This window comes from Enterobacter sp. BIDMC 30, assembly GCF_000534355.1.
Taxonomy (GTDB): domain Bacteria; phylum Pseudomonadota; class Gammaproteobacteria; order Enterobacterales; family Enterobacteriaceae; genus Enterobacter; species Enterobacter ludwigii.
This window is the reverse complement of sequence record NZ_KI973169.1, coordinates 3,044,781-3,060,546: the sequence shown is the minus strand read 5'-3', so window position 1 is coordinate 3,060,546 and position 15,766 is coordinate 3,044,781. Positions and strand designations below refer to the sequence as shown.

General features: G+C 54.5%; 16 protein-coding genes. 14 read left to right on the top strand and 2 right to left on the bottom strand.

Annotated elements, in window-relative coordinates; all coding sequences use genetic code 11:
- Positions 1 to 150 precede the first annotated feature (150 nt).
- The 7 genes from L466_RS07925 (at position 151) to ves (ending at position 7,865) form a co-directional block, all read left to right on the top strand.
- The gene (locus L466_RS07925) at positions 151 to 1,371 is read left to right on the top strand and encodes a succinylornithine/acetylornithine transaminase (protein ID WP_014169663.1); all 1,221 of its coding nucleotides are present in this window, start codon (positions 151 to 153) and stop codon (positions 1,369 to 1,371) included.
- Positions 1,368 to 2,402, top strand: a complete 1,035-nt coding sequence (astA, locus tag L466_RS07930) for an arginine N-succinyltransferase (RefSeq protein WP_014169664.1) — start codon at positions 1,368 to 1,370, stop codon at positions 2,400 to 2,402. The genes L466_RS07925 and astA overlap by 4 nt, the downstream gene beginning before the upstream one ends.
- Positions 2,399 to 3,886 carry a succinylglutamate-semialdehyde dehydrogenase gene (astD, locus tag L466_RS07935; RefSeq protein WP_032681217.1) on the top strand — a complete coding sequence of 496 codons (1,488 nt, stop codon included), beginning with the start codon at positions 2,399 to 2,401 and terminating at the stop codon, positions 3,884 to 3,886. The genes astA and astD overlap by 4 nt, the downstream gene beginning before the upstream one ends.
- Positions 3,873 to 5,198, top strand: a complete 1,326-nt coding sequence (gene astB / locus L466_RS07940; protein WP_032681215.1) for an N-succinylarginine dihydrolase — start codon at positions 3,873 to 3,875, stop codon at positions 5,196 to 5,198. The genes astD and astB overlap by 14 nt, the downstream gene beginning before the upstream one ends.
- 10 nt (positions 5,199 to 5,208) lie before the next feature.
- Entirely contained in the window at positions 5,209 to 6,174 is a 966-nt protein-coding gene (gene astE, locus L466_RS07945; protein ID WP_032681214.1) for a succinylglutamate desuccinylase, read from the top strand.
- A gap of 338 nt (positions 6,175 to 6,512) precedes the next feature.
- Entirely contained in the window at positions 6,513 to 7,010 is a 498-nt protein-coding gene (gene spy, locus L466_RS07950) for an ATP-independent periplasmic protein-refolding chaperone Spy (protein ID WP_020884420.1), read from the top strand.
- Positions 7,011 to 7,307: 297 nt separating this feature from the next.
- Positions 7,308 to 7,865, top strand: a complete 558-nt coding sequence (gene ves / locus L466_RS07955; RefSeq protein WP_020884419.1) for an environmental stress-induced protein Ves — start codon at positions 7,308 to 7,310, stop codon at positions 7,863 to 7,865.
- Here the strand turns inward: ves and cho are convergent.
- On the bottom strand, positions 7,843 to 8,721 hold the full coding sequence (cho, locus tag L466_RS07960; RefSeq protein WP_014169671.1) for an excinuclease Cho: 879 nt from the start codon (positions 8,719 to 8,721) through the stop codon (positions 7,843 to 7,845). The genes ves and cho overlap by 23 nt on opposite strands.
- Before the next feature lie 123 nt (positions 8,722 to 8,844).
- Positions 8,845 to 9,672: an ammonia-dependent NAD(+) synthetase gene (gene nadE, locus L466_RS07965; RefSeq protein WP_020884418.1), complete on the bottom strand. Its 828-nt coding sequence runs from the start codon at positions 9,670 to 9,672 to the stop codon at positions 8,845 to 8,847.
- Positions 9,673 to 9,904: 232 nt separating this feature from the next.
- On the opposite strand from nadE, the gene osmE reads away from it, so the two are divergent.
- The 7 genes from osmE to chbG all read left to right on the top strand — a co-directional run bounded on the left by osmE (position 9,905) and on the right by chbG (position 15,765).
- Positions 9,905 to 10,249, top strand: coding sequence for an osmotically-inducible lipoprotein OsmE (gene osmE / locus L466_RS07970; RefSeq protein ID WP_014169673.1), 345 nt, complete (start codon positions 9,905 to 9,907; stop codon positions 10,247 to 10,249).
- Positions 10,250 to 10,530: 281 nt separating this feature from the next.
- Positions 10,531 to 10,848, top strand: a complete 318-nt coding sequence (chbB, locus tag L466_RS07975) for a PTS N,N'-diacetylchitobiose transporter subunit IIB (protein ID WP_008500676.1) — start codon at positions 10,531 to 10,533, stop codon at positions 10,846 to 10,848.
- Between the two features lie 79 nt (positions 10,849 to 10,927).
- Positions 10,928 to 12,286 carry a PTS N,N'-diacetylchitobiose transporter subunit IIC gene (gene chbC, locus L466_RS07980; RefSeq protein WP_014169674.1) on the top strand — a complete coding sequence of 453 codons (1,359 nt, stop codon included), beginning with the start codon at positions 10,928 to 10,930 and terminating at the stop codon, positions 12,284 to 12,286.
- Positions 12,287 to 12,333: 47 nt separating this feature from the next.
- A complete protein-coding gene (gene chbA, locus L466_RS07985) occupies positions 12,334 to 12,681 on the top strand; it encodes a PTS N,N'-diacetylchitobiose transporter subunit IIA (RefSeq protein ID WP_032681213.1) in 348 nt (115 codons plus the stop codon).
- An 8-nt stretch (positions 12,682 to 12,689) separates the two neighbouring features.
- A complete protein-coding gene (chbR, locus tag L466_RS07990; protein WP_014169676.1) occupies positions 12,690 to 13,529 on the top strand; it encodes a transcriptional regulator ChbR in 840 nt (279 codons plus the stop codon).
- A 110-nt stretch (positions 13,530 to 13,639) separates the two neighbouring features.
- Positions 13,640 to 14,995: a 6-phospho-beta-glucosidase gene (locus L466_RS07995; protein WP_032681212.1), complete on the top strand. Its 1,356-nt coding sequence runs from the start codon at positions 13,640 to 13,642 to the stop codon at positions 14,993 to 14,995.
- 11 nt (positions 14,996 to 15,006) lie between these two features.
- The gene (gene chbG, locus L466_RS08000) at positions 15,007 to 15,765 is read left to right on the top strand and encodes a chitin disaccharide deacetylase (RefSeq protein ID WP_032677967.1); all 759 of its coding nucleotides are present in this window, start codon (positions 15,007 to 15,009) and stop codon (positions 15,763 to 15,765) included.
- Position 15,766 lies beyond the last annotated feature (1 nt).

Below are 15,766 nucleotides of genomic sequence, written 5' to 3'. Positions count from 1 at the left end.
TCCATATCGTAACTTATTGATATTCTGTAACCCTAACCCGTTTATGCATTTTTATCGCTGGCTGGCACGAAGGCTGCAATCTACATTCACAGTGCAAACACTCAATTATTTAACATCTAAATAACCTTTTATTTACCGGATGAGGTCGCTATGTCTCTGTCAATTACGCGTGAAAATTTCGATGAATGGATGATGCCGGTTTACGCTCCGGCGGCTTTTATTCCGGTACGGGGGGAAGGCTCACGCCTGTGGGATCAACAGGGCAAAGAGTATATCGACTTTGCAGGCGGGATTGCGGTAAACGCGCTGGGTCACGCGCACCCGGCACTGCGTCAGGCGTTGAACGACCAGGCGGCGAAGTTCTGGCATACCGGTAACGGTTTTACCAACGAGCCCGCTCTGCGACTGGCGAAAAAACTGATCGACGCAACATTTGCCGAAAAAGTCTTTTTCTGTAACTCAGGTGCGGAAGCAAACGAAGCTGCCCTGAAGCTGGCACGCAAATATGCACACGATAAATTTGGCGTTCATAAGAGCGGCATTGTGGCGTTTAAAAACGCGTTCCACGGCCGCACGCTCTTTACCGTCAGCGCCGGCGGTCAGCCGTCATACTCACAGGATTTTGCGCCACTGCCGCCGGATATTCGTCACGGCGTGTATAACGATCTGCAGTCCGCCAGCGAGCTTATCAACGACACCACCTGTGCGGTGATCGTCGAACCTATGCAGGGTGAGGGCGGGGTCCTTCCGGCGCAAAAAGCGTTCCTGCAGGGGCTGCGTGAGCTGTGCGATCGTCATCACGCGGTGCTGATTTTCGATGAAGTCCAGACGGGTGTGGGGCGTACCGGTGAGCTGTATGCCTATATGCACTACGGCGTAACGCCGGACGTGCTCTCTACGGCGAAAGCGCTGGGCGGTGGCTTCCCGATTGGCGCCATGCTGACCACTGATAAATTCGCCAGCGTAATGACCGTGGGTACGCATGGTACAACATACGGTGGTAACCCGCTGGCTACCGCCGTGGCCGGGCAGGTTCTCGACATCATTAACACGCCGGAAGTGCTCAAGGGCGTTAAACAACGTCATGACTGGTTTGTTGAGCGCCTGAACGCCATCAACAGCAAGACGGGACTGTTTAAAGAGATCCGCGGTCTGGGTCTGTTAATTGGCTGCGAACTCACACCTGAGTTTGCCGGAAAAGCTAAACTTATTTCACAGGAAGCGGCAAAAATGGGCGTGATGGTACTGATTGCCGGTGCCAACGTGGTGCGTTTTGCCCCTGCGCTGATTGTCAGCGAGGAAGAGGTGAGAACCGGTTTAGACCGTTTTGCACTGGCCTGTGAACATGTGAAGTCCGGGGTGTCATCATGATGGTCATCCGTCCCGTTGAGCGCGGCGATATCGCCGGGCTCATGCAGCTTGCCGGTAAGACGGGAGGCGGGCTGACCTCGCTTCCTGCCGATGAAAAAACGCTGTCGGCGCGCATTGAGCGCGCCCTGCAAACCTGGCAGGGGACGTTGCCAAAAAGCGAACAGGGTTATGTGTTCGTTCTCGAAGATACCGACACCGGTACCGTGGCCGGCATTTGCGCAATCGAAGTGGCCGTCGGGCTTAACGACCCGTGGTACAACTATCGTGTCGGTACGATGGTTCACGCCTCAAAAGAGCTGAACGTCTATAACGCGCTGCCCACGCTTTTTCTCTGTAATGACCACACGGGAGCCAGCGAGCTTTGCACGCTGTTCCTCGATCCTGCGTGGCGAAAAGAGGGCAACGGTTATCTGCTCTCCAAGTCGCGCTTCATGTTTATGGCCGCGTTCCGCGATCGTTTTAACGAAAAGGTCGTCGCCGAGATGCGTGGCGTGATCGACGACACCGGCTATTCACCTTTCTGGGAGAGCCTCGGCGAGCGCTTCTTCTCGATGGAGTTCAGCCGGGCGGACTATCTGTGCGGCACCGGGCAGAAAGCGTTTATCGCCGAACTGATGCCGAAACACCCCATCTATACCCATTTCTTAAGCCCCCAGGCGCAGGCGGTGATTGGCGAAGTGCACCCGCAAACCGCGCCGGCCCGGGCTGTGCTGGAAAAAGAGGGTTTCCGCTACCGTAACTATGTGGACATCTTTGACGGCGGACCAACCCTGGAGTGCGATATCGACCGCGTGCGCGCGATCCGTAAAAGCCGGCTGGTTGAGGTTTCCGAAGGCCAGCCTGCACCGGGTGAGTGGCCGGCATGTCTGGTGGCTAACGAGCAGTACAACAATTTCCGCGCCATGCTGGTGCGAACCAACCCGAAAAGTGAACGTCTGGTGCTGACGGCCGCGCAACTGGATGCCCTGAAATGTAACGCCGGCGACACGGTTCGCCTGGTGCGTCTCTGCCCTGAGGAGAAAACAGCATGACTTTATGGATCAACGGTGACTGGGTCACGGGCGAAGGCGAGCCGCGCATAAAGACCAATCCGGTCGGACAAGAAGTGCTCTGGAAGGGAAATGATGCCAGCGCCGGGCAGGTCGAACAGGCCTGTCACGCCGCCCGTCGCGCCTTCCCGGGATGGGCGAAACAATCGTTCTCCGTACGTCAGGGAATTGTCGAGAAATTTGCATCACTGCTGGAGGCCAATAAAGCCGAATTGACGCGCGTTATCGCTCAGGAAACCAGCAAGCCGCGCTGGGAGGCGGCCACGGAAGTGACGGCGATGATCAATAAAATCGCCATTTCGGTGAAGGCGTACCATACCCGTACCGGCGAGCAACATACCGATATGCCTGACGGCGCGGCCACGCTGCGCCACCGTCCGCACGGCGTGCTGGCGGTATTTGGCCCTTATAACTTCCCGGGGCATCTGCCGAACGGGCATATCGTGCCCGCGCTGCTGGCGGGCAATAGCGTGATTTTCAAGCCGAGTGAGTTAACGCCACTGACCGGTGAGGTGGTGGTGAAGCTCTGGGAACAGGCTGGTCTGCCGCACGGGGTGCTCAATCTGGTGCAGGGGGGACGTGAAACCGGCCAGGCGCTGAGTGCGTTGAGTGATATCGACGGCCTGCTGTTTACCGGCAGCGCCGGAACGGGCTACCAACTGCATCGCCAGCTGGCGGGGCAGCCGGAAAAAATTCTCGCGCTGGAGATGGGCGGTAACAACCCGCTGATCGTTGAAGATCCCGATGATATCGACGCGGCGGTGCATTTGACCCTCCAGTCAGCGTTTATTACCGCCGGACAGCGCTGCACCTGCGCGCGTCGTCTGCTGGTGAAACGGGGTGCACAGGGCGATGCCTTCCTCGCGCGGCTGGTGGAAATCAGCGCGCGTCTGGTGCCTGCGCAGTGGGATGCCGACCCACAGCCGTTTATTGGGGGGCTGATTTCCGAGCAGGCCGCGCTGAACGTGCTGAAAGCCTGGCAGGATCACGTGGCGCGCGGGGCGAAAACCCTGCTTGAGCCAAAGCAAATCAAGCCCGGAACATCGCTCCTGACGCCGGGCATTGTTGAGATGAGTGGCGCACGCAACGTGCCGGATGAAGAGGTCTTTGGCCCGCTGCTCTGCGTCTGGCGTTATGACGATTTTGACAGCGCCATTGAGATGGCCAATCACACCCGCTATGGCCTGTCGAGCGGTCTGATTTCCCCGCATCGTGAGAAATTTGATCAGCTGCTGCTCGAAGCACGCGCCGGGATTGTGAACTGGAATAAACCGCTTACCGGTGCGGCGAGTACGGCACCGTTTGGCGGGGTAGGCGCTTCGGGTAACCACCGCGCCAGCGCATGGTATGCCGCAGATTACTGCGCGTGGCCGATGGCGAGCCTGGAAACGCCTGCGCTGACGCTGCCGGAAACGCTGAGTCCGGGGCTGGATTTTACTCAGGGGGATCGTCATGAAAGCGCGTGAAGTCAACTTTGACGGGCTGGTGGGGCTGACGCACCACTATGCTGGCCTCTCGTTTGGTAATGAAGCCTCGACGAAGCACCGTTTTCAGGTCTCCAACCCGAAACTGGCGGCGAAGCAGGGGCTACTGAAAATGAAAGCCCTGTCGGATGCCGGTTTCCCGCAGGCGGTGATCCCGCCGCAGGAGCGCCCGAACGTGGCGGTGTTACGTCAGATCGGCTTTAGCGGCAGCGATGAGCAGGTTATCGAAAAAGCGGGTACGCAGACGCCGCACCTGCTTTCAGCAGCGAGTTCTGCCTCGTCGATGTGGGTGGCAAACGCTGCTACCGTTGCACCGTCGGCCGATACGCTGGATGGCAAAGTGCATTTAACGGTAGCGAACCTGAATAACAAATTCCACCGTGCTACCGAAGCGGAGACGACCGAGCGCGTTCTGCGTGCGATTTTCCGTCATGAGGCTCACTTTGAGGTCCATCAGGCATTGCCACAGGTGGCCATGTTCGGGGATGAAGGAGCGGCAAACCATAACCGTCTTGGGGGGGATTATGGCGATCCCGGTGTACAGCTGTTCATTTACGGGCGAGAAGAGGGCGGTCATTCGGCGCCTGTCCGTTATCCCGCCCGTCAGACGCTGGCGGCAAGCCAGGCCGTCGCGCGGCTGAACCAGGTGAATCCCTCACAGGTGATTTTTGCTCAGCAGAACCCGCAGGTGATTGACCAGGGGGTTTTCCACAATGACGTCATTGCCGTCTCTAACCGCCAGGTGCTGTTCTGCCATGAGCAGGCGTTTGCCCATCAGGAGAAGCTGCTCGCTACGCTGCATGAGCGGGTGCCGGGGTTTATGCCGATTCAGGTGCCGACCCAGGCGGTCAGCGTGCAGGACGCGGTTGAAACTTACCTCTTTAATAGCCAGCTGTTGAGCCGTGAGGACGGCAGCATGATGCTGGTGCTGCCGCAAGAGTCGCAGAACCATAAAGGAGTGTGGCGTTATCTGTCTGAACTGGTGAAAGCCGATAACCCGATCGATGAACTGCGCGTCTTTGACCTGCGCGAAAGCATGGCCAACGGCGGCGGTCCGGCCTGTTTACGCCTGCGCGTAGTGCTGACGCAGAATGAAATGCAGGCTGTTAATCCGGCCGTGATGATGAATGAGACGCTGTTTAACTCCCTGAATGACTGGGTGGACCGCTACTATCGTGACAGATTAACGCAGGCCGATCTGGTCGACCCTCAGCTACTGCGTGAGGGGCGTGAGGCACTGGACGCGTTAACAACAATCCTGCAGTTGGGATCGGTTTATCCGTTCCAGCGCTAAAGGAGTGGCTATGGAAAATTTACTGGCGTTGACACTGGCCGATGAAACCCCCGAACAGCGTGAGGGGGAGGGCCCCTCATTTCACTGGCGGTGGCTGGGTCGCGGCGTCCTTGAACTGACACCGGCCGCGAAGAGTGAGTTATCGCTGCTGCTTTCAACCGGCATCCATGGTAATGAAACCGCGCCGGTTGAAATTGTCGACCTGCTGCTTCGCGCGTTGTATCGGGGAGATATCACCCTGCAGTGCCGTCTGCTGGTGGTGCTTGGCAACCCGCCTGCGCTGGCGCAAAACAAACGTTATCTTGAGAGCGACCTTAACCGCATGTTTGGCGGCCGCTGGTCACAGTTTGTGCCGGGCGATGAAACGTCGCGGGCGCAGTGGCTTGAGCACGTGGTTGCCACATTTTTCGCCGCGGCCGGTCCCGTGCGCTGGCATCTCGACCTGCATACGGCAATTCGCGCCTCTTATCATGTGCGCTTTGGTGTTCTGCCCCAGCGTAACCAGCCGTGGGATGAGGCGTTTCTGAGCTGGCTGGGCGACGCCGGGCTGGAGGCTCTGGTGTTTCATCAGTCGCCGGGGGGCACATTTACCCATTTCACCTGTGAGCATTTCGGCGCGCTGGCCTGCACGCTGGAGCTGGGAAAAGCGCTACCGTTTGGCCAGAACGATCTCACGCGCTTCGCGCCAACGCATCTTGCGCTTCGCGCGCTGCTCGGAGGATTGGCACCCGAGCCAACGGAACAGACTGTTGTGCGCTATCGGGTCGTACAGCAGATCACTCGTCGCAGCGAGGCCTTCCGGCTGCATATGGCCGCCCACACGCTGAACTTCACCCCTTTTCGCAAAGGCGTTCTGCTGGCGGAAGATGGCGACGAGCGTTACGAGGTGCAGAAAACCACTGAATATGTTCTGTTCCCAAATCCATCGGTAGCGTTTGGCCTGCGCGCCGGGCTGATGCTGGAAAAAGTGTCCTGAACATCTCCCCTCTCATTGCCTGAGAGGGGAACGTCAAAATATTTTTCTTAGCGATTAAAGCGCAATGACAACTATTGCAGAATATTCCTGGTGAATTGCTTTATTATTGGTCTTCACTTCGCTATACTTTTTTAAATTGCTTTGAAAATCATCATTTTGAATATTTTCGTTGCAACTCTCCATCCTTTATCCTTAATTCCTCCACATTTGGCGATAATTTGTTTTTTACACTTTCATTGTTTTACTGTTGCTCTGATTAATTGACGATAAACCCCGTAAAGTTAATCTCGTCAACACGGCATAGCGCCGAAGAATAACTGAAAGTAAGGAAATAAATTATGCGTAAGTTTACTGCACTGTTTGTTGCTTCTACCCTGGCTCTGGGCGCTACCAGCATGGCGTTCGCTGCAGATACCGCGACCACCACCACTGCCGCGCCTGTCGAAGGCAAAATGATGATGCATCATAAAGGCAAGCCGGGTATGCACCACGAGATGATGATGTTTAAAGATCTGAACCTGACGGATGCACAGAAACAGCAGGTCCGCGACATCATGAAAAGCCAGCGCGACCAGATGAAACGTCCGTCACTGGACGAACGCCGCGCGATGCATGACATCATCGCCAGCGACAGCTTCGATAAAGCAAAAGCCGAAGCGCAGATCGACAAAATGGCTGAGCAGCATAAAGCCCGCATGCTGGCGCATATGGAAACCCAGAACAAGATCTACAACATTCTGACGCCGGAACAGAAAAAACAATTTAATGCCAATTTTGAGAAGCGTCTGACAGAACGTCCAGCAATGGAAGGTAAAATGCCAGCACCAACCGAATAATCGGTTCAACATCTTAAGACCGCCGGGATCCTGTCCACAAAAGCGCTAACGCTGTGGACAGGACCGGCGGTTTTTCTTTCCTGCCCTCTTGTCTGCCGCCGCCAGAGCGGTATTCTCCTGTAGTCGCTTCAGAGAATGTTTGCAGAGTCATGGCGTTATAATTTTTATTAACGTTCCGCTAAGGCCTGCCCGCTCTGCTGCCGATACTGTGTCTGTGAAAACCCAACGATAACAAACAAGACAGCAACGATAGCGATATCCTTGCCCTGGCACAGGTTGTGCCTTTCAGGAGTGGTGATGGAGTTCTTTGATATCCGTAAGATGCCGGTCAGCCTCTGGCGCAATGGCGCAGGCGAAACGCGGGAAATTTGTTGTTTTCCGCCTGCAACGCGTGATTTTTACTGGCGTGCCAGTATCGCGACCATCGCCAGCAATGGCGAATTCTCCTCTTTTCCCGGTGTCGACCGGGTGATTACCTTGCTTGAAGGGGGGGAGGTAACGCTGGATGCCGGTCAGGCGTTCTGCCATACCCTGAAACATCATCAGCCATACCATTTTTCCGGCGATCAGCCGGTGAAAGCGCTGCTTTCCGAAGGACGGATGTCGATGGATTTCAACATCATGACCCGGCGTGACCGTTGTCAGGCGAAAGTGCGTGTCGCTGACCGCACCTTTACCACGTTCGGCTCCCGCGGGGGCGTCGCGTTCGTGTTAAGCGGGGCGTGGCAGCTTGGCGATAAGTTGCTGACGGCCGATCAGGGCGCCAGCTGGGAGGAGGGCGTCCATACTCTCCGCCTGCTGGAGGCTCAGGGCACCTTATTATTCAGCGAAATTAACTGGCTGCCGGGGCACTAAGCTCAATGACCTCATACTTGCCGGTTAACACGGGCTTGCAGAGAATTTTGTAGCCATCGTGGTCGAAACCGGCGGGTGTGCGCAGCAAGGTTGCCGCATCGTTTACATCGTCAACAGCGCCCAGCCAGAGCCAGTTATTGATGATGTGATACTGGGTCATCGCGTCACCGACTTCTTTTAGCGCAACGGCACCCTCCCACGGCCAGCAGTTAACGCTAAGCGCCGCCAGCCCTGCAAGGAGCCGGGCGTGGTGTTCCTCAATGCTTTCTTTCCCGCAGCAGGCCCCTGCGCAGCGCTTTAACGCTGAGCGGAAACAGGCACGCCCGCGGGTGGTTGCTTCGAGGCCTAGCAGGCTGTAGCACAGCTGTAACTCATCGGCCAGCGTTTGCAGAGCCTGCAGAGCCGCCCGTTTATTTGCGAACAGCCCGTAGAGATTGGGGGCGTGAGAAAAATCGACTTCCCGTGCGTAGACAACCTGCGGCTTACCGGCGTTTATCTGCAGGGAGCAGAGCTGCCGGTTGCGGCGCAGGCGCTTATTGAACAGCGGCTGTTGCTCTTTGATCAGCCGGGCTTCCAGTAAGAGCGCGCCCATCTCTCCGGCGGTACGAAACCAGGTGATGCGTCGCGACTGGCGCAGCATTGCCGCCTCGTCTGGCGTACGCAGATGAGACATGACCCGGCTGCGAATATTTACGCTTTTGCCAATGTAGAGCGGAAGGGTGTCACTCTCACCGTGAAAGATATACACGCCCGGCTGTTTAGGCAGTTCCTCAAGCCAGGGGCGAAGATGTTCGGGATATTCGTAGATAGCCGCCGCTTCAAACTCAAGACGCGGGGCGGATTGACGCCTGCTCACATACTACTCCATATACTGTTCAGGCATACAGTGTAGCAGAGCCGGTTTGGTTAAAAAAGAGCCGGATGGCGCAACGGACGGTGCGGGCGAACACCCCCTCCCCAGAGAGAGGGTGCCAGAGTGTCACTTTTTCCAGAAATCATCGAACACGGTGATCGGTGGGCGACGCTTGTGCTCGGTTTTCAGATACCAGCTTTCAATGATCTTCGCGGTACCTTCATCCAGTTTTTTGCCTTCCAGATAATCATCAATATTGTCATAGGTGACACCCAGGGCCGCTTCATCCGGCAGGGAGGGGCGATCGTCTTCCAGATCTGCCGTTGGCGCTTTCTTGTAAAGGTGCTCCGGGCAACCCAGCGCGGCAAGCAGCTGCTTACCCTGACGTTTGTTCAGACGGAAGAGCGGGTTAATATCGGTACCGCCGTCGCCATACTTGGTGAAGAAACCCGTGATGGCTTCTGCAGCATGGTCGGTACCGACCACAACGCCTTTGGTCATCCCGGCAATGCTGTATTGCGCTTTCATACGTTCACGGGCTTTTTCATTGCCGCGGACAAAATCGCTCAACTCAATGCCTGCTTCGCGAAGCGCCTGCTCGCTGGCCAGCACCGATCCTTTGATATTGACGGTGAGCACGCGATCGGGCTGGATGAAGGCGATGGCATCCTGGCAATCCTGTTCATCGGCCTGCACGCCATAGGGAAGACGCACGGCAATAAACTGCAGCGCGTCATCACCCGTCTCTTCGCGGAGCTCTGAAATTGCCATCTGGCAGAGTTTACCGGCCAGGGTAGAGTCCTGACCGCCGCTGATGCCCAGCACCAGGGATTTCAGGAACGAGTGAGTTTTTAAATAAGACTTTAAAAAATCCACGCTGCGGCGGATCTCTTCTTGTGCGTCTACCGCGGGCTTTGCGCCCAGCGCCTGAATAATCTCTTGTTGCAGAGCCATCACGCCCTCCATATGCAGAACATAAACAGATTGTGTTAACTGTTAAAACTAACCCTTTGAACGAGAAACGACAAGGATCACAGTTTCGAGTGCGCTAAATTGCGGCGATTTAGCAGGTTATCGTTGTTTTATTAGAATTTTCCGAAATTCGTCTGGCGGAATTCACAAAGTTGAACAATAGTACTTTTTATTCCATGCTTAGATAACACGCTGATAAACAAGAGGACGGAATATGAACAAGAACGTAGCAGGAATTCTTAGCGCAGCGGCGGTACTGACTATGCTGGCAGGGTGTACGGCCTACGACCGCACCAAAGATCAGTTTACACAGCCCGTAGTGAAAGATGTCAAAAAAGGCATGACCCGTTCGCAGGTGGCTGCGATTGCCGGCAAGCCTTCTTCTGAAGTGACAATGATTCATGCACGCGGTACCTGCCAGACCTATATCCTGGGTCAACGTGATGGTAAGGCAGAGACCTACTTCGTTGCGTTGGATGAGACCGGTCATGTGATCAACTCCGGTTACCAGACCTGTACTGAATACGATACCGATCCGCAGGCACCTAAGGCGCAGTAACCCTTCTTGCCTGAGTATGTTAACAAACCGGCCGTTGGGCCGGTTTTTTTATACATACGTAAATCTTATTTCTTCTCGCGAATTATTTGCCTGAAATGTGAAGGTAGTCAACACGCCAGGTCAATGAGAGACAATTTGCCCCTGTGCAGAATTATCTCCTGTCTGTACCATTGCGTATACTCACTCCAACGACAAACAACAGTAAGCAAACTACCTGTCTGCCAGGATAGCGAGTCGAGTGATAGCGCGATGGCAGGTAGTCATACGAGAGGGAAGTTACTATGGAAAAGAAACATATCTATCTGTTCTGCTCAGCAGGCATGTCAACCTCGCTTCTGGTGTCAAAGATGCGTGCTCAGGCTGAGAAGTATGAAGTCCCGGTGGTAATCGAAGCGTTTCCGGAGACGCTGGCGGGCGAAAAGGGCCAGACAGCCGACGTCGTTTTACTGGGGCCGCAAATTGCCTATATGTTACCCGAAATTCAACGTCTGTTACCCAATAAACCGGTCGAAGTGATCGATTCGGGATTGTACGGCAAGATTGATGGTTTAGGTGTATTGAAAGCTGCTGTTGCAGCCATTAAAAAAGCTGCTAATTAATTTTTATTTTTCCCGTCAAAGAGTTATTTCACACACAATACGCCGTAACCTGCGTTGCGGCATTTAAGGGTATTTTCCTATGAGTAAAGTCATCGCTTCACTTGAAAAGGTACTCCTTCCTTTTGCTGTTAAAATAGGAAAGCAGCCTCACGTTAATGCCATCAAAAACGGTTTTATTAGATTAATGCCGTTGACGCTGGCTGGGGCAATGTTCGTTTTAATTAACAACGTTTTTCTGAGCTTTGGTGAAGGTTCCTTTTTTTATTCATTAGGAATTCGATTAGACGCTTCCACAATTGAAACCCTTAATGGTTTAAAAGCCATCGGCGGCAACGTATATAACGGTACGTTAGGTATTATGTCGCTGATGGCACCTTTCTTTATTGGCATGGCACTGGCGGAAGAGCGGAAAGTGGATCCGCTGGCCGCAGGTTTATTATCCATTGCCGCCTTTATGACCGTGACGCCATACAGCGTCGGTGAGGCCTATGCCGTAGGGGCCAACTGGCTGGGGGGCGCTAATATCATCTCCGGTATCGTTATCGGTCTGGTGGTTGCGGAGATGTTCACCTTTATTATTCGTCGCAACTGGGTTATCCGTTTACCGGATAGCGTGCCGGCGTCCGTTTCTCGTTCATTTTCCGCGTTGATTCCAGGCTTCATTATTCTCTCCATCATGGGGATTATCGCCTGGGCGCTCTCTCATTGGGGCACTAACTTCCACCAGATCATCATGGACTCTATCTCAACGCCGCTGGCGTCAATGGGTAGCGTGGTCGGTTGGGCGTATGTGATTTTCACCTCCCTGCTGTGGTTCTTTGGCGTGCATGGTTCACTGGCACTGGCGGCGCTGGACAGCGGTATCATGACCCCATGGGCACTGGAAAACGTTGCACTTTACCAGCAGTACGGCTCTGTTGACGCGGCGCTGGCAGCCGGTAAAACCTTCCATGTGTGGGCGAAGCCGATGCTCGACTCTTATATCTTCCTGGGGGGTACCGGGGCGACGCTGGGTCTGATCATCGCGGTCTTTATTGTTTCTCGTCGCGCTGACCATCGTCAGGTTGCGAAGCTGGCACTGCCGTCAGGCATCTTCCAGATTAACGAGCCGATTCTGTTTGGTCTGCCAATCATCATGAACCCGGTGATGTTCATTCCGTTCATTCTGGTTCAGCCACTGCTGGCGGCCATAACCCTGACGGCCTATTACCTGGGCATTATCCCGCCCGTCACCAACATTGCGCCGTGGACCATGCCGGCGGGTCTGGGGGCGTTCTTCAACACCAACGGTAGCGTGGCTGCCTTCCTGCTGGCGATATTCAACCTCGGGATTGCAACACTGCTCTATATGCCATTCGTGGCGATAGCAAACAAAGCTGCAACCGTTATCGATGAAGAAGAGAGCGAAGAGGATATCGCCCTCGCACTGAAATTCTAAAATTGCACGGCGCGGGGCAACCCGCGCCAGCCAAAAGGAGCTTAAAAATGTTAGATTTGGACAGTATTGTCGCAGAAGAAACCGCAGAGAACGATCTGGAAGAGGTGGTGATGGGGCTTATCATCAATTCCGGGCAGGCGCGTAGCCTGGCGTATGCCGCGCTCAAACAGGCCAAGCAGGGTGATTTCGCAGCCGCGAAAACCATGATGGCACAGTCCCGTACGGCGCTGAACGAAGCGCACCTGGTGCAGACAAAGCTTATCGAAAGCGACCAGGGTGAAGGCAAGATGAAGGTCAGTCTGGTGCTGGTGCATGCGCAGGATCATCTGATGACGTCGATGCTGGCACGTGAACTGGTGGCCGAGTTAATTGAGCTTCACGAGAAGATGCAGTAAGGCAGAGTTTGCAGCAGGAGGTCAGCGCGATGGAAATAAAAACCGCACTTGAACAGCAACTGTTTAATGGCAAAAATTTTCACGTGATTATTTACAACAAGACGGAGAGCGCGAGCGGTCTGCATCAGCATGACTACTATGAGTTCACGATTGTTCTGACCGGTCGCTACTACCAGGAAATCAACGGCAAGCGCGTCCTGCTTGAGCGGGGAGATTTCGTCTTCCTGCCGATGGGGTCCCATCACCAGAGCTTTTATGAATTTGGTGCAACCCGCATTCTTAACGTAGGTGTCAGCAGACGCTTCTTTGAGAAACACTATCTGCCGCTGGTGCCGTTCTGCTTTGTGGCCTCGCAGGTCTATCGCATCAAAAACGAGTTCATGACCTGGATTGAAACGGTTATCGCCTCGCTTAACTTTCGCGAGAATGAATTTGATGAGTTTATTGAAACGGTGACGTTTTATGTGATGAACCGTCTGCGCCATCATCGTGAAGAGCAGCAGGTAAGCGATGATATTCCGCAGTGGCTGCGCAGTACGGTTGAACTGATGCACGATAAAGGGCAATTCAGCGAAAATGCGCTGGAAAATATGGTCGCTTTGTCCGGTAAATCACAGGAATATCTGACCCGAGCAACTCAGCGTTATTATCGTAAAACGCCAGTGCAAATTATTAATGAAATCCGCATTAATTTTGCTAAAAAACAGCTGGAAATAACCAACTACTCGGTTACCGATATTGCTTATGAGTCAGGCTACAGTAGCCCCAGTTTGTTTATTAAGACCTTTAAGAAATTGACCTCGTTCACACCGAACAGTTACCGGAAGAACCTGACGGTAATTAATTAAATTTCGGCGGATTTACCCGCCACAAATATTGCCTTGATTGCTTGCCCACAGAGCGGGAAGAGTACGCTACACCTTGCAGGCGATTAACCTGATATGCTAAGGGAGATATTATGCAGAAGAAATTAAAAGTCGTAACCATTGGCGGCGGCAGCAGTTATACCCCGGAATTACTCGAAGGTTTCCTGAAACGTTATCATGAATTACCGGTCAGCGAATTATGGCTGGTGGACGTTGAGGAAGGTCAGGAGAAACTGAATATCATTTTTGAGCTCTGCAAGCGGATGGTCGCGAAAGCCGGTGTGCCATTGACCGTGCATAAAACCCTCGACCGTCGCCTGGCGCTGCAGGATGCCGACTTCGTGACGACCCAGCTGCGCGTCGGCCAGCTCAAAGCGCGTGAAATGGATGAACGTATTCCACTGAGCCACGGCTATCTGGGGCAGGAGACCAACGGCGCGGGTGGCCTGTTCAAGGGGCTGCGTACCATTCCGGTCATTTTTGACATCATCAACGATGTGGAAGCGATCTGCCCCAACGCGTGGGTGATTAACTTCACCAACCCGGCCGGGATGGTGACCGAGGCGGTCTATCGCCACACCGATTTCAAACGCTTTATCGGCGTCTGTAATATTCCGATTGGCATGAAGATGTTCATCAGCGATGTGCTGGAGTTGACCGATACCGACGATCTTTCTATCGATCTCTTTGGCCTGAACCACATGGTGTTTATCAAAGATGTCATCGTGAATGGTCAGTCTCGCTTTAGCGAACTGCTTGACGGCGTAGCCTCCGGACGCCTGACCGCTGCGTCAGTGAAAAACATCTTTGACCTGCCGTTCAGCGAAGGGCTGATCCGCTCGCTTAATCTGCTGCCTTGCTCATACCTGCTTTACTACTTCAAACAGAAAGAGATGCTGGCCATCGAGATGGGTGAGTACTATAAGGGTGGCGCACGCGCTCAGGTGGTGCAGAAAGTTGAAAAGCAGCTGTTTGATTTGTATAAAGATCCGAACCTGAACGTGAAACCGAAAGAGCTTGAGCTGCGCGGCGGAGCGTATTATTCCGATGCGGCGTGCGAAGTGATCAACGCCATTTACAACGACAAGCAGGCCGAGCACTACGTCAATGTGCCGCATCACGGCCATATCGACAACATCCCGGCTGACTGGGCCGTTGAGATGACCTGCATTCTGGGACGTGATGGCGCCAGGCCGCATCCACGGATTACCCACTTTGACGACAAAGTGATGGGGTTGATCCACACCATCAAAGGGTTTGAAGTGGCAGCCAGCAACGCGGCGCTGAGCGGTGAACTCAATGACGTTCTTCTGGCACTCAATCTCAGCCCGCTGGTCCATTCCGATCGCGATGCCGAGCAACTGGCCAGCGAAATGATTCTGGCGCATGAAAAATGGTTGCCTAATTTTGCCGCCACGATTGAGAAGCTGAAATTCAAACAGCACTGAGAGGATGTGTGATGGAAAACCTGCTGATCGTCAATGCTGATGATTTTGGTCTCTCAAAAGGTCAAAACTACGGCATTATTGAAGCCTGCCGCCGGGGTGTGGTGACCTCAACAACGGCACTGGTTAATGGTGACGCGGTTGAACACGCGGCGCAGCTCAGCCGCGAGGTGCCAGCGCTGGGCGTCGGCATGCACTTTGTATTGACGCTCGGGATGCCCCTTTCACCGATGCCGGGACTGACGCGGGACGGACAGCTGGGCAAATGGATTTGGGAGCAGGCAGAGCAGGGCACGCTGCCGCTCGAGGAGATTACCCGCGAGCTGGACTGTCAGTTCAACCGTTTCGTCGATCTCTTTGGCCGTGAACCCACGCATATTGACAGCCATCATCACGTGCATATGATCCCGGCACTTTTCCCGTCAGTGGCGGAATTTGCACAGCGCAAAGGCGTGGCAATGCGCGTGGATCGTGAGGTGCAGGCGCTGCACGGGCTGTCATTGTCTTCTGTGCCCACAACGGACGGGTTCAGTAGCGCGTTCTACGGCGACGAGATTAGCGAAGCGCTGTTTCTGCAGGTGCTGGATGAGTCCGCCGCGCGCGGGGAACGGTCGCTGGAAGTGATGGCACACCCTGCGTTTGTCGATAACATTGTGCGTAAAAGTGCCTACTGCTGGCCGCGACTGGCGGAACTGGATGTGCTGACGTCGGCATCGCTGAAATACGCCATTGCCGAGCGTGGGTACCGTCTGGGCACCTTTGAGGATGTATGAA